This is a genomic window from Euhalothece natronophila Z-M001 (genome assembly GCF_007904085.1).
Taxonomy (GTDB): Bacteria; Cyanobacteriota; Cyanobacteriia; order Cyanobacteriales; family Rubidibacteraceae; genus Halothece; species Halothece natronophila.
Map to the genome: position 1 here is coordinate 1,608,279 of NZ_CP042326.1, position 24,193 is coordinate 1,632,471.

Consider the following 24,193-nt stretch of genomic DNA (forward strand, 5'->3'; position numbering starts at 1 on the left):
TGTGGTTAGATTGGCTCAAAGTATCAGTATAAGCGATCAATCGGCTGAGTACGCTTTAACAGTTCAATATTAATTATTTATGAAAGTTTGGATTAATGGAAGGCGCGATCGCGCTCCCATATCTAGTAAATGTATAGGAGGTAACAACAATGGCTAAATTACGTAAAAAAAAGAAAGGATTTGGAAAACAAGAGTTACGAGAATATAAAGTAAAATCTTTTGTTAGTCAATTAAAACGAATAATTGATAATAACGATGACAATCTTCCGTGTTTTGTAGCAGAATGTAGATTTTTGCCTGAGTTAAAGAAGGCAGTAGCTATTTTAGAAAACACTCCGAAATATAATCGCTATCTATACAGTGGCTTTTACCGCCCTAATGATTTTAAGGAAGTCCTGTCTACTGGCTTGTGGCTTAATTCTCCTAAAAAACGACTAGAGTTGAAAGCAAAAATTGAAACCTGTGAACCCCATCATGTGCTAATCATGCTTATTTCACCTGAAGCGCAAAAAGATTTATTAAAAGAAGAGAAGGCTCAAAACCTTAAAAGTTAACTAAAACGGAAGCGATCACGTTACCTAAAAGAGTATAAAGGAGATAATTCCCAACTGTACTATGATTTCTAAAAAAGAAGCTCAATCGTGTATTTACTGGCGTATCGTACCAAAAAGGGACTAATAATTTATTAATATTACTTAATTAAAATGTTCTATTAAATTTTCAATAAATTTTCCTATTTTATCACAAATCGACCTGACTATAACGTTGATACAATAATTAATCAGTCTGTCAATAATGTTCTCCATTAATTCCACAATATCATCATTATCCTTATTATTCTTATTAACATTATTTACCGCTTTTTTATTTGTATCAGAATCATATTTTTCGCCATAGTTAGGAGTATATTTAACCTTAGCCATTGTCTTATTTCCTTATTATACTGTTTAGTTTTTACTAATCAATCAATAGCGCATCGTACCAAAACGCAGAACAAACTTTCACCTCTAAATCATATTTTCGATGCAGTTCGATATATTTGGCAATGTAGCGTTCACAATCATGGTTAGTGCCACTATTCCCCCACCGATCGCGCGCTGTCTGTTTGGTTTCCCCCACGTAAAGTAAGAGTTGCCTTGCCATATCCAGAATAAAATAAAGGCAACATTGATCATCATAATCACGCATCCGATAGAACTGCGGACTATGAAGTTTGAGATTAAAGGGGTCAATCTCATCGGCTGTTGATGGAGGGGCAGTATCAAATAGAGTTGTTTGTGCTGGTGGAGCTTCTCGAACTTTATTTTGATGTTTGAAGATACGCTGCTTCCATTTAAGTAACTGCTGGCGACTCATCACCAGTTGCTCTTGACGTTGTCCGAGCGGAAATTGGGTAAAGTTTTGGGTTGAGAATAGTTCGGGCTGTTTCATTAACAGGGTAGAGTCTCAAAATAAGCAGTTCAGCCCCATAATATGCTAAATTCTCTCTCTAACCATAGTTATTCTTTTTTAATTATTTTGAGTTTGAGGCGATCTAAAACAAGCTATTTTAAAATTTAAGGTGTTTAAACATGAATATTGTTATTCGACCTTCAAACGAAAATGACATCAAGGAAATTATAGAGTTACAGTCTCAATCCCTATTTCAATTATCTTCTAAATACTATAATCAAAAGCAAAAGCAAGCTATAATAAACAGTCAAAAACGAGCTAGAAGTTTATTATATCATCAGGAAAAAATTTATGTGGCTGAAATTGATGGCGAAAAAATAATTGGATTTGCTTGTTTTATCTATAAGCATAACAAACTTGGACAAATTGGAGGAATATATGTTCATCCTGATTATTTTCGGAAAGGAGTGGGAACAAAGTTAATTGAAAAAATAGAAGAAATTGCACGACAATATAATGTTGTAATTTTAGAAGTTTTTTCATCTTTAGATGCTGTAGTTTTTTATAGAAAAAAAGGTTATACAAGTGTTAGACGAGTTAATTTTGTAATTGAGTTCACTTTTACTAATATGCCGACTCAATTTCTCTATAAAAAATTAAAACCAATCTCTCAAAATGAAGCAGATGAAATCAAGAAATTATTAAACTATGAAATAAAACAGCATCAAAAGTCTAATCACCTTATTCAATTTATTTTGTATTTCATTATCTTTTTCTTAATTGGCTTTTTTATAGCTATAGCAATCATGAGTCAGTTGTGAGAAGCTATTTTTTCAGTTGCTAGTGTAATGGAAACTGACTGATAGATTTCTTTCTCATGAATCATTCCTGACTGCTATATTTAAGTGAAATTAATCTCTAAAAACATTGCCAATCAAGAATTTTATATGATTAGCCGAGGGTCTATTGTGAGCTACTTGTAACGGTCTTCTTTTTGGTCTCGGATTAGAAGATATAGTGATTCCAAATAAAAAACAGCAACCTAAAAGTAGTGGGAGCATCTTGCTCCCTAGTAGCAGCCAAGATGGCTGCACTACGGAACTGAATTGGAACGACTATAATTGCTTTTCGATGAGATGATCGTTCTTTGCCATAAATTCCAGCATTTCCTCGAATGGCAAATCAATCGTCTCACCAGATTTTAATTTAGCAGTAGCCATTATTCCAATAGTTAGTAGTCAAGCTGAACGCCTAATGCCCTGCTTTTTCGTCGCTGTATCAATTGGCTTCACGTCTTTCTTCGATAATTTCTCTCATGGTTCTTTCTCCCCAAGTTGAAAAACGAGTGAAGGTGTCATGAGTGAGTTCTGGAAATTCCTCTGCAACACTTTGACCTATATCTGATTGATAAAATTCAATAATTGCCTCCAATTGTTCGACCGTAAAGTGTTCCGCATAGATGGGCGTTACTAAATCCACATATTCTTCTTCCATCCGACGAACATACTCTTGGACAACTTCATTTGGAATTTGAGGATTCTGTTCTAAAGGTAAGGTTACTGTCTCAATTGTTGCTTCTTTTTCATTGGAAAGTTCAATATATTGCCTAATTAAGGATGCTTTTTCAGGATCAACGTCTTTTTCCTGTTCCGAGGGGGTTTCGTTTAAGGATTTAATGTTTTGATCATTGGTTTCTGCTTTAACTGATGAGACTGCTAATAGCGATAATCCCAGTGTTACAGGAGTCAGGATAGTGGCTAGGGTGATGGGTAATAGTTTTTGTTTAATCATTTGAGGTCTCCAAGTTCAAACGTTTGTGTCGAGTAGGTTAGAGATTTGGGCATTATATTAACATCTTGGTCTCTCCCTAAGAATGGGGTTGAGACGAGATATTTGCAAAATAGTACAATCTTGCCTGCTGGGGTTGGTGCAATTTCTGGTTTTCCATATTTAGCAAACAAGTCGTTTAAAGCCTTGTAGAATATAAAAAAAATCTACATTAAGACTATGCTATATGTATACATATAGAAAAGTTGCCACGGGGGGAGCAGTGGTTCAATTAATAAAGTGGAAAATGATTGGGGAACTAGATTTCGGAATCGTACCTATCAATCAGTGATGTCGCTATTAGTTCGGGAAACGCTCAAATTGCCAAACACAGAAACCATTTTTGATGTTGCGTAAAAATAAGTGTAAAATCCATCGTGGAACTTCCAATTGATCAGCAACTTTACCCACAACTGATTGACGAGTAATCGGTTGATAACCAGCTTGCAAAAACAGTTGTTCTGGCTTCTCCTGAAGTTCCTTAAAAGAAGCTCCTAACTTGACAATTTGTTCATGAACTGCTGTCATCTGACGCTGAAAAAATGACCGTTTTACTAAGTCACAATAGATGAAGTGATGAGGGAACAATTCGCCAAGCGTTTCTAATAACTCCCAGCGTTGTCTTTGAGTTAAATACATCAAGACTCCCTCCAAGATCACATGAGTGGTCTCGGGTTGAGAAAAAGAGGATAAGTGATCCTTGAGAGATTCCTTAGCAAAATCAATGGGAATTCGTACCAGCGAGTTAGGAGACTGATGGGAAGGGAGATGACGCTCTTTTTCAGCAAGAATTGCTGGTTCATCAACTTCCAGCCAATTCCCTCCTGAGAGACGAAAAGCGCGGGTATCAAACCCAGCTCCCATGACAACGACTTTCGCCTTAGAGTCTTTTTGTAACGCTTTCCGAATTAAGTCATCAATGATTGCATGCCTTCCCGCTGTACTAAAGTTCGGTCGGTTAAGTGATGCAAATTGCTTCCAAATTTCCTTAGCTTCATCAGTCATCAAGGAGGGGGCTAGCCAATCATTACACACTGGTTCACCCTGTTGAGCATCCCAAGCACGAACCCCTAACGGATAATAGGCAGTTTTAGTTACTTGATTATCCATAAAAAGTCATCTAATTTCCTCATACATATTTTAGAAAACTTTAACCTAATTTTCTAAAACGTAATTAATTTAGGTGATGTATTAATCCGTATGCTAAATGCTTAAGATGAAGATTGGCTCTGACAAAAAGTAGTGTCACTGGTACAATTCCAAAGTAGAACTTAGCTAGATTAATCCTCTTTTTCTAAGAGAGCCATTGGCTTGTTCACGTACATATTTATCTTGATCCTGAGCAAGTAGTTGAAGGGTGGGAGAGGGAGTATTGGGGTTAGAGGCAACTTTTTGGCGTACCAATCTATCTTGATCCCGAGCAAGTGGTGGGAGCAAGTTAAAAGAACTGTTAGGGTCAGATGCGATTTCTTTGTGTACCTTCAAAACAAACTCATTGATTTGTTCTTTTAACCATTTTCGTTCTGAATAGGGTCGATTGATGGCTATAGCGTAGTGTTTCATTTCCTTAGATAAGTCTAACCAAGATTTGGGAAAATATGGAGTAAATTCAAAAGGTAAGAACTCGTTGTCTGTTTTGTAAAAGGTAGAAAAATACGAATCAGACATTTCTTCTGTGTTATGAATGTTTTTTAATTCTGCTGTTTTACCGTAATCAAATTTCTCGTATTTTAGTTTCCATAGCAGTTTCCATTGGGTTTTTAGGGTAAAATTTTTCTCGTTAACACTTAACGTGGTTCCCCTGAATATATTTTTGATTCCTTTGACAATTAGTGTAATTCCAGAACGTCCTACTATCAGAAATAGCATCCAAAATAGGAAATCAGTATCCATCCAATCGATAAGCTCAATAAGTATTATTAGACATAGCCCAATAATAGGATATGCTAATCCTAATCCAATTTGAAGAAGATTTAATTTAGTTAATCCCGGTGCTGGAACAATGATTTCTAAAGAGTTTTCAGTACGTTTTAAGCTAATATTGCTATTTGGCGGTTTAGTAGTTTTCTGATTGATTTCGGCTTCGACATTAGTTTTGATGTCAGGTTCTTGTTGTAGGAACACTTTGAAAGGGATCTGGCTCAGACCCATTTGCTCGAAAAGGTTTAACTTTGGATACGCCTTGAAGACTACCGTTTTGTCAGGGGTATAGTCGTTCAGGCTTAAATGTGGCGTTGTTTGACCGCCCTCTATCTTACCCCAAATCTCACGACCGATTTCCGGCACTTCAAAGACAATCGTTTCCCCCTGCTTAATTTTTCCCAAGTGAATCTCATCAACGAAGATTTCAAGTGCTCTAATTCCGTAGTCACTGTTCTGCCATTCTACTTTGATTTCTTTCATAGCACTGATTATTTGTATGCAAGATTTTGGCGAAGATGAACCTGCTAAAGTAGAAATAAATCGTAATGGAATTAACTGTAAAATGGGTCAAGAAAGATAGTAAAAGAAAGTAAGAAGCGAATAGTAAAGTGTTTAAACCATTAATCACTATTTAATTAATTCAATGATGGGTTCTATCAATGGCTCTCTTATGACACCATAAGACAGAAAAAGTCCCAGAGCCATAAGTGGAAATCCAATTAAATAACTGACTAAACGATAATCTTCTTTAATTTTAATTTTTTTTTTCGATTTGGATCTTTAACAAATTTATTAATTTTTCTTATTTTAATCTTTTTACATAAAATCGTAAAAAGATAATGAATGTGTGTCACATTAATATCTATCATTGGTATTTTTTCATCATTAGTAATTAACATAATTTGATACCCATCACCATACGATATAAGTGGTTCTCCATCATAATTTGGATTTGGTGTGGCGCTTGAGCGATAGTCCAATTCCGCACCTTGAAGATTTTTAATTTCCTCGACATTTCTAAAAAATAATCCTGCTTTTTTAAGTTCGCAATAAATTCCAGATGAAGGAGTACGATGACACTTTAAAATAGAGACTCTGCCACCTAAATATACAACAGCAAATCCAATTATTGTTGGTATCGAGCATAATAGGAAAAGCAATAAACTCCAAAAAAAACCACTTATATCCATTTATTATATAATTGATAACTTTTACTATAAATATAATAAATTATGGAGATTTACATTTAACTAAATGTTTAAGAAATATTTAACCGATGGTTCTAATTGATTTCAATCAGAATTAGAGTCAAAATTATCAAAGTAAAGAAGAGTTCCTATGGGTGAAACAAGTCGTAAAACGTAACCCTTCACCTCTCCAAATCTTTGCCTGCTTTGGTTGGTGCAATTTCTGGTTTTTTATATTTAGCAAACAAGTCGTTTAAAGCCTCAGCAATTAAATTGTGCATTGTTGTATCTTCCTGTACCGCTAAAATTTTTAACTGATCCCGAACTTCCTTGGGAAAATGTCCTGTAATGGGGCGTGTATTTTGACGACTGGGGGGGACAGTGGAAGAGTTGCCAGAATTTTTGTCACCTGATGGTTGTAGGTTAGCACTTTCTTGACGATATCGTGTGCTATGGCTAGTATCAGCCAAGGCATTTGAAAGATCAGGTTTTTTCTTTTGGCTCATAATTAGAATTTACTACAATTTTACTTATCTACAATCTTACTTATTTACATTATGACAAATAGACTTGTATACATTTAGAATTTCTTCAGCCGCTTTGCCCTGTGGCTCGTACTCCAAAGCTGTCAGTCCTAACGCTCCAGCATCTCCAAAAGCTGCGCGACTACCCAATTGAGCAGAAGCAACTGTCAAACCGATTTGTTGGATCGCCCGTTTCGCTTGCTCATGCCGAGTCCCCCGTGAAGGAACAGCATTTAAGACAACCAATGTTGATTGATTTCCTGCGTATTGGATAAGCTCCTGAGTATTACGAAGAGTTTCTAAATCATAAATTTGCGGTCGGCATGGAATAATAATCAAGTCAGCCACTTTCGCAGCCGCAAGGGAAGCCTGCTCCGAACGCGGTGGCGTATCCAAAATAATTAAATCTACGCCCTCTTTTTCGGCGCGTTCGATCGCCTTATTAAGTCGAGCGGGTTGCACATCCACAATGACAGGTCGATCAACTTCACGTCGATCTCCCCAATTACAGGCAGTAGCTTGTGGATCAAGGTCGTAAATAACAGTGGTCTCTCCAGCTTGTTCAGCAGCAACAGCAAGGGATAAAGCTAAAGTAGTTTTACCTGCGCCACCCTTTTGAGTAATTAGGGCAATTTTTTTCATAGCTAAATATATACATGTATAAATGTCTAACTATAGACTCTTTTTTCGAGTCATCCACTGACGCTTCTATTATAGACATGTAGAATAGAATAAAAATCTATATTAAGACTGTGCTATATGTATACATGTAGAAAAATTGCCACGGAGGTAGCAGTGGTTCAATTAAAAAAGTGGAAAATGATTGGGTAACTGGGGGTTCTACCAACTTATGAAAACAAGAGTATTGCAGAACTCCGAGATGCAGAAGCAAAACGAGAAGAAAAAATTGCGGCGATTATGTCGTCACGACAGAACGCTAACTTTGCCCAAGATGAATAGATTTTGTCTTTAAACAATGGTGATGGCTCTTGTCATTCAAGGGTCATCTTTACTCTTAAGTATTAGATACTCAAGCTGAGGATTATTATGTACCGTAAAATTCTAGTCCCTCTCGATGGCTCAGAAGCTGCCGAAGCCATTATTCCCCATGTGGCAAATTTAGCTAAATATGATGGGGCTCAGGTTATTTTTGCCCAAGTAATTGAACCAGCAACTCGTAGTGGCATTATTAATATTGAGCAAGATCAAGAGGTCACCTTTAAGCCTCAAAAAATTGATGAAGCGAAGAACTATTTAACTCGCTGGCAAGAACAGTTTGCTCAGGACGGCTTATCAGCAGACATTCTCCTACTACGAGGGGTTGCTGTTGATGCCATTCTCCATGCCATTGAGCAGATGGATATTGATGTCTTGGCTTTTACTAGTCAAGGGCGTTCAGGGCTGAAAAAAGCCATTTATGGGAGTGTTAGTGCAGCGCTTCTTAATCGCGCACCTTGCCCAATGTTAGTGGCAGATTCTAAAACGAAGGTGAGCTTAAAAACCAATAATCGGATTTTAGTCCCTCTCGATGGCTCTAAAGAATCAGAGAAAATTCTGTCTCATGTTCAACATATTGCCCAGTTGTATGAGGCAAAGTTAATTTTGGTGAGAGTTGTCCGAAGTGCCAGCTATAAAGCAGCGTTTGTTAATTTAGACAAGGAAATTAAGGAGGAAGTTGTTCCTGAACATTTATTAAGTCAGCTTGGGAAGCATCAGGAACTAGAAAAAATTAAGGAAGCGAAAAAGTATTTATTAAATTGGAAAAGTCAATTCCAAGAGCAGGGAATTGATGTGGAGGTGAACTTGTTATATGGTCAGCCCATTGATAGTATTTTGGCTGTTGCCGAAAGAAGTGAGGCTGATTTAGTTGCCATGACCAGCCAAGCTAAAGCCGGGTTAGATGAATTTTTATATGGTAGTGTTGCTTCTGGCTTATTAAATCGTTTAGGTCGTCCCATGTTTATTATTCATGAAGGTAAGATTCCTGTGAGGAATTTTGCCTAGCCCAGAGGTTTTTGTAATTACTTTGTTACCCCCCATTATCACTTTTATGAATGGGGGAATTTTTATTTTTGAGTTAGTTTAAAGCGAGGCTCATTTTTTGTTGAATTTTGACCACACTTTAGTGGGTAATCCCCAAACATAGATAAATCCTTCGGCAGCCTTGTGATCAAATTCATCTTGAGAACCATAAGTTGCTAAATCTTCGGCATATAAGGAATTTTCAGACTGACGACCCACAACCATGGCATTCCCTTTATAGAGTTTTAGGCGCACTGTTCCAGTAACACGCTCTTGAGTTTGCTGAATAAACCCTTCTAGAGCCTGTTTGAGAGGACTGTACCAAAGTCCACGATAAATGAGTTGAGCATAGGTTTCTTCGATACCTCGCTTGTATTGTGTTACATCAGCGGTGAGGGTTAAACTTTCTAGATCGCGATGAGCTAGAATTAACGCTAGCATAGCCGGTGCTTCGTAAATCTCTCGGGATTTAATGCCCACAACTCGGTTTTCCATCATGTCGATGCGACCAAAACCATGTTTGCCAATGTGTTCGTTGAGGGTTTCAATGAGGGCAACAGGTTGGTAGTTAATGCCATTGACGGTTACAGGAATCCCTTTTTCAAAACCAATATCAATATATTCTGCTTCATTAGGAGTTTGCGCGATCGCGCTAGTCATACTATAAACTTCTTCTGGTGGTTCTACCATCGGATCTTCGAGAGAGCCGGCTTCGATGCTGCGTCCTAGAATATTTTGATCGATACTGTAGGGAGAAGATTTTTTGACAGGGGCGGGCAGTCCAAATTTCTCCCCATACGCGATCGCGTCTTCCCGACTCATTCCCCATTCTCGGGCAGGCGCAAGAATTTTCAAATCTGGATTTAACGCCATAATCGACACATCAAAGCGCACCTGATCATTACCTTTCCCAGTACAACCATGAGCAACTGCATCTGCTCCGTGTTTTTGGGCTGCTTCTACTAGCATTTGGCTAATTAAGGGGCGAGCGAGGGCTGTAGATAAGGGATACTGATTCTCATATAAGGCATTGGCTTGGATAGCAGGGAAGGCAAACTCAGTAATAAACCGTTCCACCCCATTTTCCACTAAGGAAATTGAAGCCCCTGCTGTCATTGCTTTTTCTTTAATCGGATTTAAGTCTTCTCCTTGCCCTAGATCTGCTGCTAGGGTGATCACTTCTTTTACGCCCCATTCTTGTTTTAGATAAGGAATACAAACCGAGGTATCTACGCCCCCGGAATAAGCTAAAACTACTTTATCTGCGCGACCCATATTCATTATGCTAATAAACGACAAATTACTTAATATACAATGTACAATATACAAGACGCAATTTATATACTAATATTTGCTGTTTTAAAAGCCTCAAATAAAAACGCTCTGTATGATCAAAAAAATTGCTTTTTCCATTATTTGGCTTGGCTTTATTTCCTATGCCTTCCTTTTAGCCCCTCCTAATAATGCTAATACTTCAGAATTAATTGAAAAACTTATTAACTTTGAACTAGAAGGAATTAATCCTTTAATCGTAGCAATTTTTAATCTTATGGGAGTTTTACCTTTAATCTATGCTCCTTTATTAATCATTGATGGCAATGGGCAAAAATTACCCGCTTGGATCTTCACATTTATATCATTTGGAGTGGGAGCATTTGCAATTTTACCTTATCTTGCTTTTCGGGAACCAGACTTTAGTCAAGAAAAAACAAATTGGTTTATAAAAATTCTAGATTTTCGTTTGATCAATCTATTATTAGTAATTCTATTTGTCGTTATTTTTACTTCAGGAATTATAGAAGGAGACTGGAATGAGTTTGTAGTGCAGTGGCAAAACAGCCGTTTTATTCACGTCATGAGTTTAGATTTTTGCCTATTAATTTTGCTATTTCCAGCACTGCTTCTAGATGATTTAGGTCGTCGCCAGATTAATCATTCGCTATTTTTTAAAACAATTATCTGGATTCCTTTGATTGGAACATTTCTCTATCTTTGCCTACGTCCTTCCCTTCCTGAAAAAATGAGCAGTGAGTGAGGAATTAGATACTAACGGAACTCTTGGAAACTCAGGAATAAAAGAGAGATGACAATTAGGGATAAGCATCACCTCGCGATCGCGTCGTCAACTGTCATAATAAATAATACGGTAAATCAAAAGTTAAAAATATTGTTACCATTTAGGGCTCAATTATAGATACTTGTGACTAGCATTATTATAAAATGACGAAATTACAACAAAACAGAGAACCCCTAGCGAATTTAATTCTTTATTATTTATTCAAATGGTCAGTAGTAAGTCCAGCCTTTAATCTTTATTATCGAGGGAAACTCTATGGACGAGAAAATGTCCCCAAAACAGGGGGATTAGTGGTAGTTAGTAATCATGCCAGTTTATGTGATCCGCCTTTGTTATCTTGTTGTGTCGGTCGTCCTGTTGCGTATATGGCAAAGGAAGAACTTTTTAATATTCCTATACTCAAACAAGGTATCTCCCTCTATGGGGCTTATCCTGTGAAGCGTTCTGCTGCAGATCGCAACGCCATTCGAGCAGCCCTCAAAACTTTAGAACAAGGGTGGGCTGCAGGAATCTTCCTTCAGGGAAGCCGCACTCCTGATGGACGGATAACAGACCCCAAGTTAGGAGCGGCGATGATTGCAACTAAAGCTAAAGTCCCCATTTTACCTGTTAGTTTGTGGGGAACGGAGAAAATTCCCCAAAAAGGAGTCCGTTTTCCAGCAATTACGGCTCGCATTGGTGAACCGATTTCTCCACCAGTCTCTAATAAACGGGAAGCCCTAGAAAGTGTTACCCAAAAATGTGCTGACGTTATTAATACGATGCATGCTCAAGGAAGATAGTAGGGATAACTAATTGTACTCAAACTTCAAAAAATGCTTTGAACTCAAATCCCACTGCCATATAAAAATTCCTCAAGATCGCGATCTTTGATCTGACACTGAGGGGACTTTTCATCAGAAGCAGATACCACAGAGGCAGTCCAATTTTGTTGTTGCTGTAAGTTTTGCACTTCTTGTTCTAAACTTTCAATACGATCCACTAAAGCCCTAATCACATTAGCTTCTGAGTCAGGAAGACTACCATGTTCGAGGGGGTTAACCCGCACGCCAGAACGATAAACAATGCGTCCCGGAACTCCTACAACCGTGCAATTTGAAGGAACATCTCGCAATACAACTGATCCCGCGCCAATGCGGACATTATTACCAATTTGGAGATTTCCAAGAACTTTAGCTCCTGCACCCACAACAACATTTTCACCGAGAGTAGGGTGACGTTTTCCACTTTCTTTACCTGTTCCACCAAGAGTAACACCTTGGTAAATTAAGGCATAATTTCCAATAATCGCTGTTTCCCCAATCACCACTCCCATTCCATGATCTATAAAAACGCCTTTCCCCATTTGTGCGCCAGGGTGAATTTCAATCCCAGTAATAAAACGAGAAAAGTTAGAAATAATTCGGGGAATCAGGGGTAAACCGATACAATACAACCAATGAGCTAAACGATGAAATAAAATAGCTTGCAAGCCGGGGTAACAAGAAATTACTTCCAGCCAATTACGAGCCGCGGGGTCTCGTTCAAAAATAATCCGAAAGTCTGCGGTGAGAGTAGAAAACACAGCTCTTCCCAAAATGTCACTCTAGTAGGCTACAAATTATTGTATCGTGTATGACCTTTTGTGAAAATCTCTCTTTTGTTTGAGGATCATGATTATTCAAGTGTTAGTAGTTTTTATTACATTAATCACCGTAGGCTCTTGTCTGACAGATATCATGGTTTATTTCCCATTAAACCTTTTACAACTTCTACAGTGGCTTTTTGGGTACATTCCCCTTGCTCTAGGAGCAATTGTTCTAATTTGGTTTTTTGGAGATTGAAATTCTTAAGTTTTTAAAACGGAGAGGGAGGGATTCGAACCCTCGAGAGGGCGTAAACCCTCTAACGCCTTAGCAGGGCGCCGCTTTCAACCACTCAGCCACCTCTCCAAGGTATTTAACGATTTTCAATCTTAGCTGATTTTTAGGTTAATGTCAAAGGAAGTAACTTTTAAAAATAAAAAAGCTGGATCAATTAATCCAGCTTGCTTGAAAACCGAGGTTTAATTACTAGGTTGCACAAATTCACCCATAAAGTGAGTAAAGGTTTGGGTTCCAAATTCACCGGGCATTTCCCCATGGGTTTCATCATCAGCATGATAGGCAACTCCCATCATGTCATAACCATTATCTGCGGAAACCGTAATAGTTGCAGTAGCATTTCCTTCACTATCAGCACGGAATTCGTTTTCAGGAACGCCCCCTGCTGGCCCCATATCCATTCCCACTAATTGTTCGTTAACATACCAGAAAGTGTAGAGTCCATCTGGAACTAAGCCACTGGCTTCTAATTCTACTGTATAAGCATCAGGACTTACATCAACCACTTTTGCTTCTGTAGTGCCACTAGTCCATTCTTGTTAAGAATAGCCATCAGGTGTTCCATCGTCAGTGGTTGGCATTAATTGAACGGAAGAACCGAGTGCTAATAGGCTCTCTTCACTTTCGAGAGGCGAGGAAGACTGGCTACGCGCTTCTGGAACTAAGCCGAGAGCTAATCCGCTTAGAGTAGCAGTGGTAACAGCAGCAATAATTGATTTTTTGAGGTTAGACGTTTTTGGGCTAGTCATAATGATTCCTTAATACAAGTGAACTTTACCTATCGCTTCACTATTAACAATCGCTTGCTTAACTGAGAGAACGCTGAACTCGCTGTGAGAATAAGGTAAACTTTATCTAAATGGTTTTAAGTTGATAATTTCTGTCCGATTACGGTGCTAATTTTGAAAATACTTTATGTTTCGATTATTAATTTCTTGTCTGCTTCTCATTACCTTAACTGCTTGTAGTTCCCCATCTCAAAGTCAAGCTCAAGCCCAAGAACGAGTATTTCCTGATGTTTCTGTGGAATTTTTAGATGGTTACGAAATTCCGAAGCAAACATTTAAAGACACGCCTGTTGGGGGCTTATCAGGAATTACCTATAATCCAAGTGAAGGGATATTCTATACGGTATCTGATGATCGCAGTCGGTACGCCCCTGCAAGATTTTATACCCTTGATATTAATTTTAATAACACCGAAATTGAAGAAGCTACAATTAAAGATGTGACCTTTCTCAAAACAGAAGAGGAAGAATTTTTTGATCGGGGAACTATTGATGCAGAAGGGATTGCTTTTGCGCCCGGGGATACGGTATTTATTTCTAGTGAAGGGAATACTAATCAAGGGATTAATCCTTTTATTCGGCGATTTGATATTGCAACGGGAAAACCACAGCAAAATCTTCGTTTACCGAAACGATTTTTATTACCAGAAAGCTCAGAAGATGAACCAAGAGGGGTAAGAAATAATCTCGGATTTGAGTCTTTAACGATTAATCCTAGTGGTGTTTATAGCCCAAATAGTGATTCTTTTCGTGTCTTTACAGCTACTGAATCTTCCCTAGCTCAAGATCAACTTCCTAAAGACTCAGATGAGTTAACTCGCATCCGTTTTCTACATTATGTAGTGAATTCCATTGGCCCAGCGCTTCCTATTGCAGAACATCTTTATCTCTTAGATGAATCACCTTTAGGCACAGTCTTAAATGGACTGACGGAACTCTTAGCAATTCAACCAGAAGGCTATTTTCTTAGTTTAGAAAGAACTTACGGCTTAGAAGGATATGGGGCAAAATTATTTTTAGTTGCGGTGGGAAATGCTACGGATACTTCAGGAGTGGAGAATTTTAATACTGAGTTAGGAGATTTGCAACCCTTACGGAAAAAAGAACTTTTAGATTTTTCAGAACTTGATTTCGATATCTATAATTTAGAAGGATTAGCGCTTGGCCCCCGTTTAGCCGATGGTAGTCAGAGTTTATTGGTCATTAGTGATGATAATTTTCGAGAAAGTGAACCAACTCAGCTTTTATTATTTCGCTTGAATAGTTAGTCATTAGTCATTAGTGTACTATAGCAATATGATGTCATTTGTAAAAACTAGCTCAACATTACGTAGGCTGAAAGCCGTGCCGAAGGCTTCCCCCCCACCCCCCTTACTAAGGGGGGAATTAAAGGGGGGATCTCAACTAAAAATTTACAACTGATTTAGGATTGCTATTGAAGCGCCGCAAATATTATGTCTAATTGGAAAATTGCTCCCCAAGAAATGCCTCCCCAATGGTTTACAAAAGCGATCGCAAATTATCATCCTGACTACAGCCACTATATTGCTCAATTGTTATGGCAACGGGGAATCTGCGATTTAGGATCTTTAGAGCCATTTATTGATTCAAGTCAATATGTTCCTACCTCTGGATTTGATGGATTTGGGCAACAAATGAAAGCAGCGATCGCGCGTTTAGAAAAAGCATGGCAAAATCAAGAAAAAGTAACAATTTGGGGTGATTTTGATGCGGATGGGATTACGGCAACCAGTGTGCTTTGGGAAGGGTTAACTCCCTTTTTTCCTATGTCGGGACAGCTTTCTTATTATATTCCTAATCGTCTTACTGAATCTCATGGCTTAAATCAGCAGGGTTTAGAAACCTTGGCTCAAGCAGGGGTAACATTAGTTATTACTTGTGATACGGGTAGTACAAATTTAGAAGAAATTAGACAAGCCAAAACTTGGGGAATTGATGTTATTGTAACTGATCATCATACGTTACCAGCAGAGGACCCAGAAGTGGTGGCAATTCTTAACCCTAAATACCTTAATGAAACCCATCCTCTCTATCATCTTTCTGGGGTTGCTGTGGCTTATAAGTTAGTGGAATCGCTTTATAGTTCTTTTCCTGAAATCCCTAAACAGTCAGCCGAAGAATTATTAGATTTAGTTGCCATTGGTTTAGTCGCTGATTTAGTAAAGTTGCAGGGAGATTGTCGCTATTTAGCTCAAAAAGGTATTAAAAAACTGGCAAAACAAAGAGAGAATCCTACTAGACCAGGGGTTGCTGAGTTATTAAAATTATGTAAAAAAGTCGGCGATCGCCCTATGGATATTTCTTTTGGTTTGGGCCCTCGCATTAATGCCATTAGTCGGATTCAAGGGGATGCCAGTTTTGCCGTAGAGTTATTAACCAGTCGAGAGGAAAAAACTTGTCAACGATTAGCCCAAGAAACGGATATCGCAAACAGTCGTCGGAAACAATTACAAAAAGAAACGGAAAATGCGGTTAAAAAACAAATTGAAAAAATTGATTTATCTACCACTGGTGTAATTGTTTTAGCTGATCCAGAATGGCATCCAGGGGTGTTAGGATTAGTGGCTGGACAAATTGCTCAAGCCTATGCTCGTCCTACAATTCTTTTAAATCTTTATCAGGGCGAAGATGGGGTAACATTGGCTCGGGGATCAGCGCGATCGCTGCAAGAAATTGATCTCTATGATTTACTTCATTCTCAACTTCATTTACTAGAACGTTTTGGCGGTCATCCTTTTGCCGCTGGACTTAGTATAAAAGCTGAAAATCTCCCGTTATTCCGAGAAGCAATTAATCAACAATTCCGACAAAAATATGGCAATTTAGAATTAGAACCCACGGTCAATATTGATTTAACTGTAACTGTTGAAGAATTAGGAGAAACGTTATTTCAAGCCATTAAATTACTTGAACCCTATGGCATGGGAAATCCCACTCCCCATTTACTACTTAAAAATTGCTGGTTTAGCGAAATTAAGAATAAAAACATACAAGATAATCGCGGTAAAACAGTTAATTATATTCGCACTGCCTTCAAAATTTGTGATGAAACCAACCCTAAAGGATTTTCTGGTATTTGGTGGGGGCATCGTCAAGAAGATTTACCCGAAAACCAATATTGTGATGCAGTTGTAGAATTAGATTTTAATAGTAATACATTCAATTTTAATAATAAAATAGATTATTATCATGTGCGGTTAATAGACGTAAAGCCAGCTAATGGGCAGCCTGATCATCAGGAGTCTTTGCATTCAAAAAGCGTTTTACTGTTAGATCAGCGTCAAGAAAATATAGATCACAAACATTTAGACACACATCAACCGATTATCAAATTAGAAAATTGTCCACGGAGTTGGAGAGAATTAAGCCAAGGAATTAGATCAGGAGTTAAAAATCAATCCGCCGTTGCGTTAGCCTATTCTTCACCCTTGAGATCATCTCCCACGGAAAGTTGGAAAACTTTACTGGGAATTGCTCTTTATCTACAACGAACTGAAAAAAGCGTTACTCGACAAGCCCTAAAAGAAAAACTACAGTGCAGTGAAAAAGTATTGCAATGGGGATTAAAAGCCCTCCGTAGTGTTGGTTTCGTGATTGACGGAGAAGACTCTATTAAGGTTTCCGGGGAATTAAACTCTGATTGTCTGGATAACGATGACGTGCAAAACTTTTTAGAAGCAATACAAGAGGAACAATTCCGTTGTCAGTACTTCTTAGAAGTTCCTTTAGAAACGATCAAAAGTGAAAGCAATCATCTATACTCCATGCCATTACCATAGAAAATAGTCGTCCATGTAAAGAAATGTAAGGGCATTAACAAGATAATGGCAGATCAGTTAATTCGGGCAACTGCAGCTGGGGGAGGTATTCGAGCTGTAGGTGTTATTTCCACACGCTTAACCGAAGAAGCGCGACAAAAACATAATCTCTCCTATGTGGCAACCGCTGCTTTAGGAAGAAGTATGTCTTCAGGGCTATTATTAGCGTCTAATATGAAGCAAGAACAATCTCGGGTCAATCTTCGCATTAAAAGTAATGGCCCTTTAGGCGGGCTTTTAGTGGATGCTGGTACTGATGGAACAGTACGTGGCTATGTGCAAAACCCATCAGTGGAGTTACCCCCTAATGACAAAGGAAAACTGGATGTGGGTGGCGCTGTTGGGCGTGATGGCTATCTTTATGTAGTGCGAGATGTGGGCTATGGTTATCCCTACTCAAGTACCGTAGAATTAGTCTCTGGAGAAATTGGAGACGATGTAGCAAATTATCTCGTAACTTCCGAACAAACTCCCTCAGCTTTATTAGTAGGTGTATTTGTGGGCGCAGAAGGCGTAACTGCCGCCGGAGGAATTTTATTACAGGTTTTACCCCAAGTCTCTCATGATGAAGACTTAGTCAATATTTTAGAGTCAAGGGTAGGTCATTTATCAGGATTTACCCCTTTGATGCGACAGGGAAAAAGTCTTTCAACCATTTTTGAAGAGTTATTGGGGGATATGGACTTGCATATTTTCCCCGAGGTGCAAATGCTACGTTTTCATTGTGGTTGCACCTTTGAACGGATGATGCGAGCTTTGAAACTTCTTGGTGTTGATGAGTTAGAAGATATGATTGAAAAAGATGAAGGGGCAGAAGCAACTTGTCACTTCTGCGGTCAAGTTTATCAGGCAAGTCGAGAAGAATTGCAAGAACTTGTAGAAGAGATGAAAGTAGAAAGTTAGGCTGTTTTCCCCCTTAAAAAGAAACTTTGGTCCGCAACCACCTAGTAATTAGTTGTGGACCATTGCGTTTAAACCACCGCCAAGCTACAGCACGAAATGCTGGCTTAGATAGGCGAGCAATCATTTTTAAGAGGCGATTCATAGGACGAAATCTTACTTTCTTATTAATAATATTAATTGAGCCTACGTCGTATAAGCGGTTTAATACGTCTTTAACAGTTGCCTCTTCTCGTTCCACTAAATTGTCTAGCAACAGCAGAACTTCGTGCATTTTCTCTTCTTTGATTCGCTCTTCTTCTAAGCGTTTTTCGAGTTGTAGTTTAACGGTTTTTTCTGCTGGCACTAGCATTAGAATTACTATACTTATAATTCCCTTTAACGAGAAGGTAGTTCATACTTAAAATCAGTTGACCCTTCGTAATCAGAAAGTTCAGCTAATTCTTCTAGAGTTTGGGTTCCACGATACATTTCTCCATTAATTTCCCAACTGGGATACGATTCAACCCCTGCTTCTTGGCAGGTTTCAGGTTGAGGATCTCTGCCACGTGGATCACATTCAATATAATTAATTTTATCAAAGGCTGTTTCTCCGAACAATTGTTTTTGTTCGTAACAGTGAGGACACCAGAAAGCCCCGTAATTTTTTGCACCAATTTCAGTTAAATGCTCGGCTAGGGCAATTTCAGCATCTCCTGAGGTAGTAGTGGTTTCCCATCCGTCTGGAGGTTGTGGTGAACTATCTGCTACAGGGATGACATTAGACTCTTCAGCAGAAGCCCCGCCAGTATTTACGTCAGCATAAACGCCTAACGTTCCAACAAATGTTACGAGAATAACAATAGCACCAATGAATAAAACTTGTCCTAGATCATCCCACTCTTTTCCTAATAAGGTTAAGGATAATAAACTAATTGAAAATATAGCTGATCCAATACAATAGGGGCACGATTGTTGTAGTTCAGTGGCTAGAATATACATTAAATAGCCACTAAAAACGGTCATGGCAGTGCTGCCAATGAGCAAAAATAGCCAACTCCATTCTTCAATTTGATTACGCAGTTTTTTGTTGGTATCACGGTTAATGACTAAAGGAGTTAGGGCAAAGACGGTCATCGCACTGTAAGCCAAGAAGCCAAATAAACTTAATGGTAAGCCAAAAACAGTGGCATACTCACTGGTGAGAACATTACTACAAGCACCACTAGCTGGTTCTGCACCAGGGGCGCAACCTACAGGCTGACCGGTGAAACTTTGTACAGTGAGATAAGCAGTTAGCACTGCCCCTAAAACAGCGATCGCGCCGATTATTGGGCGAGACCATCGCTGAATCCAAGGAGTCGAACGTCGTCTTGTCATAATGTTAATTTTCCTCCTAACACATCACGCTTTGAAAGATCAGGACAATTCAATCCTAGCGTGAACTGTTCTTTAATGAACGTGAGTCCGACTTCACTCAAATGAAGAGTTACTTAAATAGTATTGCCTTAGTAAGTTCTTTTCCAATTTTGCTTTAGCGTTTAAGGGATGTCAACTGAAAAATGCCAAACTTAATGACCCACTAATCGCGATCGCGCAAAAAATGATGAAAATAGCTATGGTGCAACTGGAACAATTACTCCTATTCCTTCCAGTAAAATATAGACTGCAGCTCCTATTAATAAAAAACCACCTGTTACTTCTGCTTTGTCTTCAAGAAAGTTCCCAAAATAATGTCCGAGGAAAACACCCATAAAAGATAAAACAAACGTAACTAAACCAAAACTTGTTACAATCATTGGTAAGGGCAAGCTAATAATCGATAGTCCTAATCCTGCTGCTAATACATCAATACTGGTTACGATGGCGAGTCCGAATAAAGTTTGGTTATCTAAAGGATTAAACGTAATTTCTCTATCAGGAACTAACGCCTCATAAATCATTTTAATTCCTAATCCTATTAAAATTAATGCAACTACCCAATGACTATAGGCTTCAACCAGTTCTCGAATGCCTAATCCCGTAATCCAACCGATTAGGGGCATTACAATGTGAAAAACACCAAAAAATAAGGCAATTTTTAAAGCTTTATAGAACTTGATATGCTTAATGAACATACCACTGCTTAACGAAATAGCAAAGGAATCAGCTGCCAAGGCAACTGACATTAAAGCGATCATAATAATTGGTTCCACTTTTAAGAATTAAACTATCCATTAACCAATTCAATTTTAATGAATACATTTTTCATTTTGTCATCATAAAGCATTAAAAATAGTCTAAATTAAATCATATTTATTTCATTTTTATGTCATATTTTTAAGAATTAAATATTCCTAAACCTTCTAATAATATATTTGTTCCTACACCAATTAAAACTACGCCCCCAACATATTCAACTTGATTTTCAAATAAATGACCAAAATAATGTCCCATAAAAACCCCAATTATAGAAAATAAAAAAGTAATAAAGCCAATAGTAGTCACTACCACAATTAAAGGAACTTCTAAAATAGAAAGTCCAATTCCAGCTGCTAGTCCATCAATACTTGTCGCAACAGCAAGTCCAATTAATGTATAGTTCTCAAGAGGATTAAAAGAAGCTTGTTTTTCTTGAGTAAATCCCTCATAAATCATCTTCAATCCCAGTCCTACCAGTAAAACAAAAACTAGCCAGTGACTAACACCGTCAATAAGTTCTCGAAAGGCCAACCCCGTAAACCAACCTAAAATGGGCATGATAGTTTGAAATACTCCGAAAAATAAAGCAATCTTTAAAGCCTTATTAAGTTTAATTCGTTTAATTAACAACCCACTGGTTAAGGAAACGGCAAAAGCATCAGCCGCTAAGCCTGCTGATAGTAAGCCAATTGTGATAATCTGCATTTTTCGGTTTACTCAAAAGAACTCACGCACAAATTGGTTCTAATCGTAGCTTATTATTTGTTTACGCTTGTCAGAGATTGGAAAAATGATCCACTCACGATATGATGGAATTAATCACCATAATTCCCAGTGAGTTATCGGTGATCCAAATAAGCAGCGATTAAATAATTTAAGCAGTAATGGTAGCATCGAAATCCGATAGAAAAGCTAAACCATCTAAATTAGAAGGGATCAAAGAAAATAGTAACTTTTTACGGGAACCCTTGGCGAGTGAGCTGAAAGAAGATAGTAATTACGTTAGTAAAGATGCCATGCAAATTTTGAAATTTCATGGCTCTTACCAACAAGATAACCGTGATAATCGACAAAAAGGACAAGAAAAAGACTATCAGTTCATGCTACGGACGCGGAGTCCAGCAGGCTTTATTCCACCAGAACTGTATCTCACCCTTGATGACCTTTCCAAAGAATATGGAAATCAAACCCTCCGCGTGACGACTCGTCAAGGTTTCCAACTTCACGGCATACTCAAGAAAAACCTAAAAGATACGATTAGCCGTATTATTCGTAATATGGGGTCAACTTTAGGAGCGTGTGGGGATTTAAATCGTAACGTCATGTCTCCTCCAGCCCCATTTAAAAACAAGCCAGAATACCAATATGCTTGGCAATATGCAAATAATATTGCTGATCTGCTACGCCCCCAAACTGAAGCGTACTATGAAATTTGGCTAGATGGAGAAAAATTCCTCAGTGCTGAGGAAGCCCCGGAAGTCCAAGCGGCGCGGGAACGCAATGCTAATGGGACGAATTTCCAAGACGGGGAAGAACCAATTTATGGCAAGCACTATATGCCCCGAAAATTTAAGTGCTGTGTCACAGTGCCAGGGGATAACTCCATTGATGTTTATACCCATGATGTGAGTTTAGTTGTCATTACCGATCAACAGGGAGAATTACAAGGGTTTAATGTTCTTGCTGGTGGTGGTATGGGTCGAACTCACAATAAAGAAGAAACCTTTGCCCGAATGTCTGATCCCCTTGGCTATGTGGATAAAGCCGATGTATATGACTTATTAAAAGCCATTGTCGCTACCCAAAGAGATTACGGCGATCGCGTGCAACGTCGTACTGCGCGCATGAAATATCTTCTCCATGATTGGGGTGTAGATAAGTTCCGTAAGAAAGTAGAAGAGTATTTTGGCAAATCCATTGCCGAATCAAAACCGCTTCCAGACTTTAAGTATGAAGATTACCTAGGCTGGCATGAACAGGGAGACGGAAAACTTTTCTTTGGCTTATCGGTAGAAAATGGTCGGGTTAAAGATGAAGGCAGTTTCCGCCTCAAAACCGCCCTGCGGAAAATTGTGGAGAAATATCAGCTTCCGATGCGGTTAACGGCTAACCATGACATTATTCTTTATGAAATTAATCCTGAAAATAAAGCTGATATTGAAGGGATTTTAAATGATCAAGGTGTAGTAACTGATCCCACAGAATTGGATCGTCTTGTACGCTATTCTATGGCTTGCCCGGCACTACCTACCTGTGGACTTGCTATTACCGAGTCAGAACGGGCTTTACCTGGAATTTTAGAGCGTATTCGGGGACTATTGAAAAAGCTGGGAATGTCTAACCAAGAGATTGTTATCCGTATGACCGGTTGCCCCAATGGCTGTGCGCGTCCTTATATGGCCGAATTAGGCTTTGTGGGGGATACCCCTAGTAGTTATCAAGTTTGGCTTGGTGGAACGCCAAATCAGACGGAATTAGCCCGTCCTTATATAAATCGGATGCCTACAGAGGAGTTAGAATCCTATATTGAACCAATCCTTGCTTTCTATAAACAAAAGGGCAAGAAGCAAGAAAGTTTTGGTGAGTTTTGTAATCGGGTTGGTTTTGAGGCAATTCAAGAGTATAGCGCCAGTTATAAGCCACAGAGTAAGCGTCGAAAAGACCGCCGTCACCGCATTAGCATTTATGAAGATTTACATGAACGCTTGAAGGCTACTGCGGAAAAACGAGGGACAAGTATGACCAAGTTAGTTTCAGAAGCCTTAGAAAAGTATTTAGACGAGTGAGGGCTTAGTTTGGAGGTTTCATCCAAACGTAAGAAGCCCAAGCCGAAGGTAATTATCGCTGAAATTAATGGGTTGACAAGCTACATTATTGATTGATGTGGCTTGCTTCCCGCTATGAAACACTTATACCAATTTAGCCTCATGTCCTCCCAACGAGACCTCCTTCGCCAAATTCTAAACGCGATCGCTGTTTTTGCCGCTTTTGGCGTTAATATACTTGCCAATGTGCGACCCCTGCGAGGGTTAACCCTAGGGGAAATCTCCAACCAAGTATTTGGAGAAGTATTAATTACCCCTGCTAACTACGCCTTTGCCATTTGGGGGTTAATTTATCTGGGCTTATTTAGTTTTGCCATTTATCAGGCACTACCAGCGCAACGTTCCCAACCCTTATTCCGCCGTCTCGGTTACTGGCTAGTGGTGGCGAGTGTGGCACAAATTGCTTGGGTGTTTTTATTTCAACTGGGCTTCTTTGGCTGGTCATTTTTAGCTATGGTGGTGATTTTATTCCCCTTGATGCAGATTTATACCAAATTAGATGGACTGAAATTGGGGAAACGAGAACGTTGGTTTGTTAAATTTCCCTTAACTATATACTTCGCTTGGATTAGTGTGGCAACGATTGTCAATGGGGGAGTCTCTTTAACCCATTGGGAATGGGCGGGATGGGGGATTTCTCCTGAAGTTTGGACAGTGATTATGATGATCATTGGAGGCGCGATCGCGCTTTGGATTGCCTGGACTAGGGGTGATATTCCATTTATAGGCGTGTTTATTTGGGCTTTAAGCGCAATTAGTATCCGTCACCTTGATAACCCCCTTATTGCTGCCACTGGCTTCCTTCTCAGCTTAATTTTGGCAGTTACTACCATCCTTAGTCGTAAAATTTACCAGTAATCAGTTGTTG

26 protein-coding genes and 1 tRNA gene are annotated in these 24,193 nt (G+C 38.7%); 10 read left to right on the forward strand and 17 right to left on the reverse strand.

The window, feature by feature from the left end:
* Positions 1–149 precede the first annotated feature (149 nt).
* Positions 150–554 carry a hypothetical protein gene (locus tag FRE64_RS07650; RefSeq protein ID WP_146295423.1) on the forward strand — a complete coding sequence of 135 codons (405 nt, stop codon included), beginning with the start codon at positions 150–152 and terminating at the stop codon, positions 552–554.
* Positions 555–695: 141 nt separating this feature from the next.
* Here the strand turns inward: FRE64_RS07650 and FRE64_RS07655 are convergent, their stop codons facing one another.
* Positions 696–923, reverse strand: a complete 228-nt coding sequence (locus FRE64_RS07655) for a hypothetical protein (protein ID WP_146295424.1) — start codon at positions 921–923, stop codon at positions 696–698.
* 34 nt (positions 924–957) lie between these two features.
* Positions 958–1,431 (reverse strand): hypothetical protein, encoded by a 474-nt coding sequence (locus FRE64_RS07660; protein WP_146295425.1) that lies wholly within the window; start codon positions 1,429–1,431, stop codon positions 958–960.
* A 140-nt stretch (positions 1,432–1,571) separates the two neighbouring features.
* Here FRE64_RS07660 and FRE64_RS07665 point away from each other — a divergent pair, with 140 nt between their 5' ends.
* Positions 1,572–2,213: a GNAT family N-acetyltransferase gene (locus FRE64_RS07665; protein ID WP_146295426.1), complete on the forward strand. Its 642-nt coding sequence runs from the start codon at positions 1,572–1,574 to the stop codon at positions 2,211–2,213.
* A 457-nt stretch (positions 2,214–2,670) separates the two neighbouring features.
* On the opposite strand, the gene FRE64_RS07670 is transcribed toward FRE64_RS07665, so the two are convergent.
* The 6 genes from FRE64_RS07670 to FRE64_RS07695 all read right to left on the reverse strand — a co-directional run bounded on the left by FRE64_RS07670 (position 2,671) and on the right by FRE64_RS07695 (position 7,495).
* A complete protein-coding gene (locus tag FRE64_RS07670) occupies positions 2,671–3,183 on the reverse strand; it encodes a DUF2059 domain-containing protein (protein WP_146295427.1) in 513 nt (170 codons plus the stop codon).
* A gap of 336 nt (positions 3,184–3,519) precedes the next feature.
* Complete coding sequence (locus FRE64_RS07675) at positions 3,520–4,329, reverse strand: class I SAM-dependent methyltransferase (protein WP_146295428.1); 810 nt, start codon at positions 4,327–4,329, stop codon at positions 3,520–3,522.
* A 165-nt stretch (positions 4,330–4,494) separates the two neighbouring features.
* Positions 4,495–5,622 carry a hypothetical protein gene (locus tag FRE64_RS07680; RefSeq protein WP_146295429.1) on the reverse strand — a complete coding sequence of 376 codons (1,128 nt, stop codon included), beginning with the start codon at positions 5,620–5,622 and terminating at the stop codon, positions 4,495–4,497.
* A gap of 251 nt (positions 5,623–5,873) precedes the next feature.
* On the reverse strand, positions 5,874–6,332 hold the full coding sequence (locus tag FRE64_RS07685) for a hypothetical protein (protein ID WP_146295430.1): 459 nt from the start codon (positions 6,330–6,332) through the stop codon (positions 5,874–5,876).
* A gap of 179 nt (positions 6,333–6,511) precedes the next feature.
* Positions 6,512–6,835, reverse strand: a complete 324-nt coding sequence (locus FRE64_RS07690; RefSeq protein WP_146295431.1) for a ribbon-helix-helix domain-containing protein — start codon at positions 6,833–6,835, stop codon at positions 6,512–6,514.
* Between the two features lie 36 nt (positions 6,836–6,871).
* Positions 6,872–7,495, reverse strand: a complete 624-nt coding sequence (locus FRE64_RS07695) for an AAA family ATPase (RefSeq protein ID WP_146295432.1) — start codon at positions 7,493–7,495, stop codon at positions 6,872–6,874.
* 405 nt (positions 7,496–7,900) lie between these two features.
* Between FRE64_RS07695 and FRE64_RS07700 the strand changes: the two genes are divergently transcribed.
* Entirely contained in the window at positions 7,901–8,857 is a 957-nt protein-coding gene (locus FRE64_RS07700; RefSeq protein WP_146295433.1) for a universal stress protein, read from the forward strand.
* 90 nt (positions 8,858–8,947) lie between these two features.
* On the opposite strand, the gene FRE64_RS07705 is transcribed toward FRE64_RS07700, so the two are convergent.
* Complete coding sequence (locus FRE64_RS07705) at positions 8,948–10,150, reverse strand: argininosuccinate synthase (protein WP_146295434.1); 1,203 nt, start codon at positions 10,148–10,150, stop codon at positions 8,948–8,950.
* 112 nt (positions 10,151–10,262) lie between these two features.
* Here FRE64_RS07705 and FRE64_RS07710 point away from each other — a divergent pair, with 112 nt between their 5' ends.
* Both FRE64_RS07710 and FRE64_RS07715 read left to right on the forward strand, forming a co-directional pair.
* Positions 10,263–10,910: a DUF2834 domain-containing protein gene (locus tag FRE64_RS07710; RefSeq protein ID WP_146295435.1), complete on the forward strand. Its 648-nt coding sequence runs from the start codon at positions 10,263–10,265 to the stop codon at positions 10,908–10,910.
* Between the two features lie 185 nt (positions 10,911–11,095).
* Positions 11,096–11,734 (forward strand): lysophospholipid acyltransferase family protein, encoded by a 639-nt coding sequence (locus FRE64_RS07715; RefSeq protein ID WP_146295436.1) that lies wholly within the window; start codon positions 11,096–11,098, stop codon positions 11,732–11,734.
* Between the two features lie 44 nt (positions 11,735–11,778).
* On the opposite strand, the gene cysE is transcribed toward FRE64_RS07715, so the two are convergent.
* The 4 genes from cysE to FRE64_RS07735 form a co-directional block, all read right to left on the reverse strand.
* Positions 11,779–12,528 carry a serine O-acetyltransferase gene (cysE, locus tag FRE64_RS07720; protein ID WP_449265786.1) on the reverse strand — a complete coding sequence of 250 codons (750 nt, stop codon included), beginning with the start codon at positions 12,526–12,528 and terminating at the stop codon, positions 11,779–11,781.
* Between the two features lie 266 nt (positions 12,529–12,794).
* Positions 12,795–12,883 (reverse strand) — tRNA-Ser (locus tag FRE64_RS07725).
* Between the two features lie 113 nt (positions 12,884–12,996).
* Positions 12,997–13,320, reverse strand: coding sequence for a hypothetical protein (locus FRE64_RS07730; RefSeq protein ID WP_146295438.1), 324 nt, complete (start codon positions 13,318–13,320; stop codon positions 12,997–12,999).
* A gap of 33 nt (positions 13,321–13,353) precedes the next feature.
* Positions 13,354–13,563 (reverse strand): hypothetical protein, encoded by a 210-nt coding sequence (locus FRE64_RS07735; RefSeq protein ID WP_146295439.1) that lies wholly within the window; start codon positions 13,561–13,563, stop codon positions 13,354–13,356.
* Positions 13,564–13,729: 166 nt separating this feature from the next.
* Between FRE64_RS07735 and FRE64_RS07740 the strand changes: the two genes are divergently transcribed.
* The 3 genes from FRE64_RS07740 to hslO all read left to right on the forward strand — a co-directional run bounded on the left by FRE64_RS07740 (position 13,730) and on the right by hslO (position 18,343).
* Positions 13,730–14,869 carry an esterase-like activity of phytase family protein gene (locus FRE64_RS07740; RefSeq protein WP_146295440.1) on the forward strand — a complete coding sequence of 380 codons (1,140 nt, stop codon included), beginning with the start codon at positions 13,730–13,732 and terminating at the stop codon, positions 14,867–14,869.
* A gap of 186 nt (positions 14,870–15,055) precedes the next feature.
* On the forward strand, positions 15,056–17,401 hold the full coding sequence (gene recJ, locus FRE64_RS07745) for a single-stranded-DNA-specific exonuclease RecJ (protein WP_146295441.1): 2,346 nt from the start codon (positions 15,056–15,058) through the stop codon (positions 17,399–17,401).
* 45 nt (positions 17,402–17,446) lie between these two features.
* Positions 17,447–18,343 carry an Hsp33 family molecular chaperone HslO gene (hslO, locus tag FRE64_RS07750; RefSeq protein ID WP_146295442.1) on the forward strand — a complete coding sequence of 299 codons (897 nt, stop codon included), beginning with the start codon at positions 17,447–17,449 and terminating at the stop codon, positions 18,341–18,343.
* Positions 18,344–18,356: 13 nt separating this feature from the next.
* Here the strand turns inward: hslO and FRE64_RS07755 are convergent, their stop codons facing one another.
* The 4 genes from FRE64_RS07755 to FRE64_RS07770 form a co-directional block, all read right to left on the reverse strand.
* On the reverse strand, positions 18,357–18,692 hold the full coding sequence (locus tag FRE64_RS07755; RefSeq protein ID WP_146295443.1) for a hypothetical protein: 336 nt from the start codon (positions 18,690–18,692) through the stop codon (positions 18,357–18,359).
* A 26-nt stretch (positions 18,693–18,718) separates the two neighbouring features.
* On the reverse strand, positions 18,719–19,699 hold the full coding sequence (locus FRE64_RS07760; protein WP_146295444.1) for a vitamin K epoxide reductase family protein: 981 nt from the start codon (positions 19,697–19,699) through the stop codon (positions 18,719–18,721).
* A gap of 236 nt (positions 19,700–19,935) precedes the next feature.
* Positions 19,936–20,499: a manganese efflux pump MntP gene (locus tag FRE64_RS07765; protein ID WP_146297306.1), complete on the reverse strand. Its 564-nt coding sequence runs from the start codon at positions 20,497–20,499 to the stop codon at positions 19,936–19,938.
* 139 nt (positions 20,500–20,638) lie between these two features.
* Positions 20,639–21,205 (reverse strand): manganese efflux pump MntP, encoded by a 567-nt coding sequence (locus FRE64_RS07770; protein WP_146295445.1) that lies wholly within the window; start codon positions 21,203–21,205, stop codon positions 20,639–20,641.
* A gap of 179 nt (positions 21,206–21,384) precedes the next feature.
* Between FRE64_RS07770 and sir the strand changes: the two genes are divergently transcribed.
* Positions 21,385–23,286: a sulfite reductase, ferredoxin dependent gene (sir, locus tag FRE64_RS07775; RefSeq protein ID WP_146295446.1), complete on the forward strand. Its 1,902-nt coding sequence runs from the start codon at positions 21,385–21,387 to the stop codon at positions 23,284–23,286.
* Positions 23,287–23,427: 141 nt separating this feature from the next.
* Positions 23,428–24,183, forward strand: a complete 756-nt coding sequence (locus FRE64_RS07780) for a tryptophan-rich sensory protein (protein ID WP_146297307.1) — start codon at positions 23,428–23,430, stop codon at positions 24,181–24,183.
* Positions 24,184–24,193: the final 10 nt, after the last annotated feature.

What these genes read in the sequence shown, in the direction of transcription:
- FRE64_RS07680 (WP_146295429.1), bottom strand. Translation starts at nt 5,622, where the DNA reads ATGAAAGAAATCAAAGTAGAATGGCAGAACAGTGACTACGGAATTAGA.
- FRE64_RS07740 (WP_146295440.1), top strand. Translation starts at nt 13,730, where the DNA reads ATGTTTCGATTATTAATTTCTTGTCTGCTTCTCATTACCTTAACTGCT.
- FRE64_RS07765 (WP_146297306.1), bottom strand. Translation starts at nt 20,499, where the DNA reads ATGATCGCTTTAATGTCAGTTGCCTTGGCAGCTGATTCCTTTGCTATT.
- recJ (WP_146295441.1), top strand. Translation starts at nt 15,056, where the DNA reads ATGTCTAATTGGAAAATTGCTCCCCAAGAAATGCCTCCCCAATGGTTT.
- FRE64_RS07780 (WP_146297307.1), top strand. Translation starts at nt 23,428, where the DNA reads ATGTCCTCCCAACGAGACCTCCTTCGCCAAATTCTAAACGCGATCGCT.
- FRE64_RS07690 (WP_146295431.1), bottom strand. Translation starts at nt 6,835, where the DNA reads ATGAGCCAAAAGAAAAAACCTGATCTTTCAAATGCCTTGGCTGATACT.
- FRE64_RS07650 (WP_146295423.1), top strand. Translation starts at nt 150, where the DNA reads ATGGCTAAATTACGTAAAAAAAAGAAAGGATTTGGAAAACAAGAGTTA.
- FRE64_RS07705 (WP_146295434.1), bottom strand. Translation starts at nt 10,150, where the DNA reads ATGGGTCGCGCAGATAAAGTAGTTTTAGCTTATTCCGGGGGCGTAGAT.
- FRE64_RS07695 (WP_146295432.1), bottom strand. Translation starts at nt 7,495, where the DNA reads ATGAAAAAAATTGCCCTAATTACTCAAAAGGGTGGCGCAGGTAAAACT.
- FRE64_RS07675 (WP_146295428.1), bottom strand. Translation starts at nt 4,329, where the DNA reads ATGGATAATCAAGTAACTAAAACTGCCTATTATCCGTTAGGGGTTCGT.
- FRE64_RS07710 (WP_146295435.1), top strand. Translation starts at nt 10,263, where the DNA reads ATGATCAAAAAAATTGCTTTTTCCATTATTTGGCTTGGCTTTATTTCC.
- FRE64_RS07760 (WP_146295444.1), bottom strand. Translation starts at nt 19,699, where the DNA reads ATGACAAGACGACGTTCGACTCCTTGGATTCAGCGATGGTCTCGCCCA.
- sir (WP_146295446.1), top strand. Translation starts at nt 21,385, where the DNA reads ATGGTAGCATCGAAATCCGATAGAAAAGCTAAACCATCTAAATTAGAA.
- FRE64_RS07665 (WP_146295426.1), top strand. Translation starts at nt 1,572, where the DNA reads ATGAATATTGTTATTCGACCTTCAAACGAAAATGACATCAAGGAAATT.
- FRE64_RS07655 (WP_146295424.1), bottom strand. Translation starts at nt 923, where the DNA reads ATGGCTAAGGTTAAATATACTCCTAACTATGGCGAAAAATATGATTCT.
- FRE64_RS07660 (WP_146295425.1), bottom strand. Translation starts at nt 1,431, where the DNA reads ATGAAACAGCCCGAACTATTCTCAACCCAAAACTTTACCCAATTTCCG.
- hslO (WP_146295442.1), top strand. Translation starts at nt 17,447, where the DNA reads ATGGCAGATCAGTTAATTCGGGCAACTGCAGCTGGGGGAGGTATTCGA.
- FRE64_RS07755 (WP_146295443.1), bottom strand. Translation starts at nt 18,692, where the DNA reads ATGCTAGTGCCAGCAGAAAAAACCGTTAAACTACAACTCGAAAAACGC.
- FRE64_RS07670 (WP_146295427.1), bottom strand. Translation starts at nt 3,183, where the DNA reads ATGATTAAACAAAAACTATTACCCATCACCCTAGCCACTATCCTGACT.
- FRE64_RS07685 (WP_146295430.1), bottom strand. Translation starts at nt 6,332, where the DNA reads ATGGATATAAGTGGTTTTTTTTGGAGTTTATTGCTTTTCCTATTATGC.
- FRE64_RS07700 (WP_146295433.1), top strand. Translation starts at nt 7,901, where the DNA reads ATGTACCGTAAAATTCTAGTCCCTCTCGATGGCTCAGAAGCTGCCGAA.
- FRE64_RS07735 (WP_146295439.1), bottom strand. Translation starts at nt 13,563, where the DNA reads ATGACTAGCCCAAAAACGTCTAACCTCAAAAAATCAATTATTGCTGCT.
- FRE64_RS07715 (WP_146295436.1), top strand. Translation starts at nt 11,096, where the DNA reads ATGACGAAATTACAACAAAACAGAGAACCCCTAGCGAATTTAATTCTT.
- FRE64_RS07770 (WP_146295445.1), bottom strand. Translation starts at nt 21,205, where the DNA reads ATGCAGATTATCACAATTGGCTTACTATCAGCAGGCTTAGCGGCTGAT.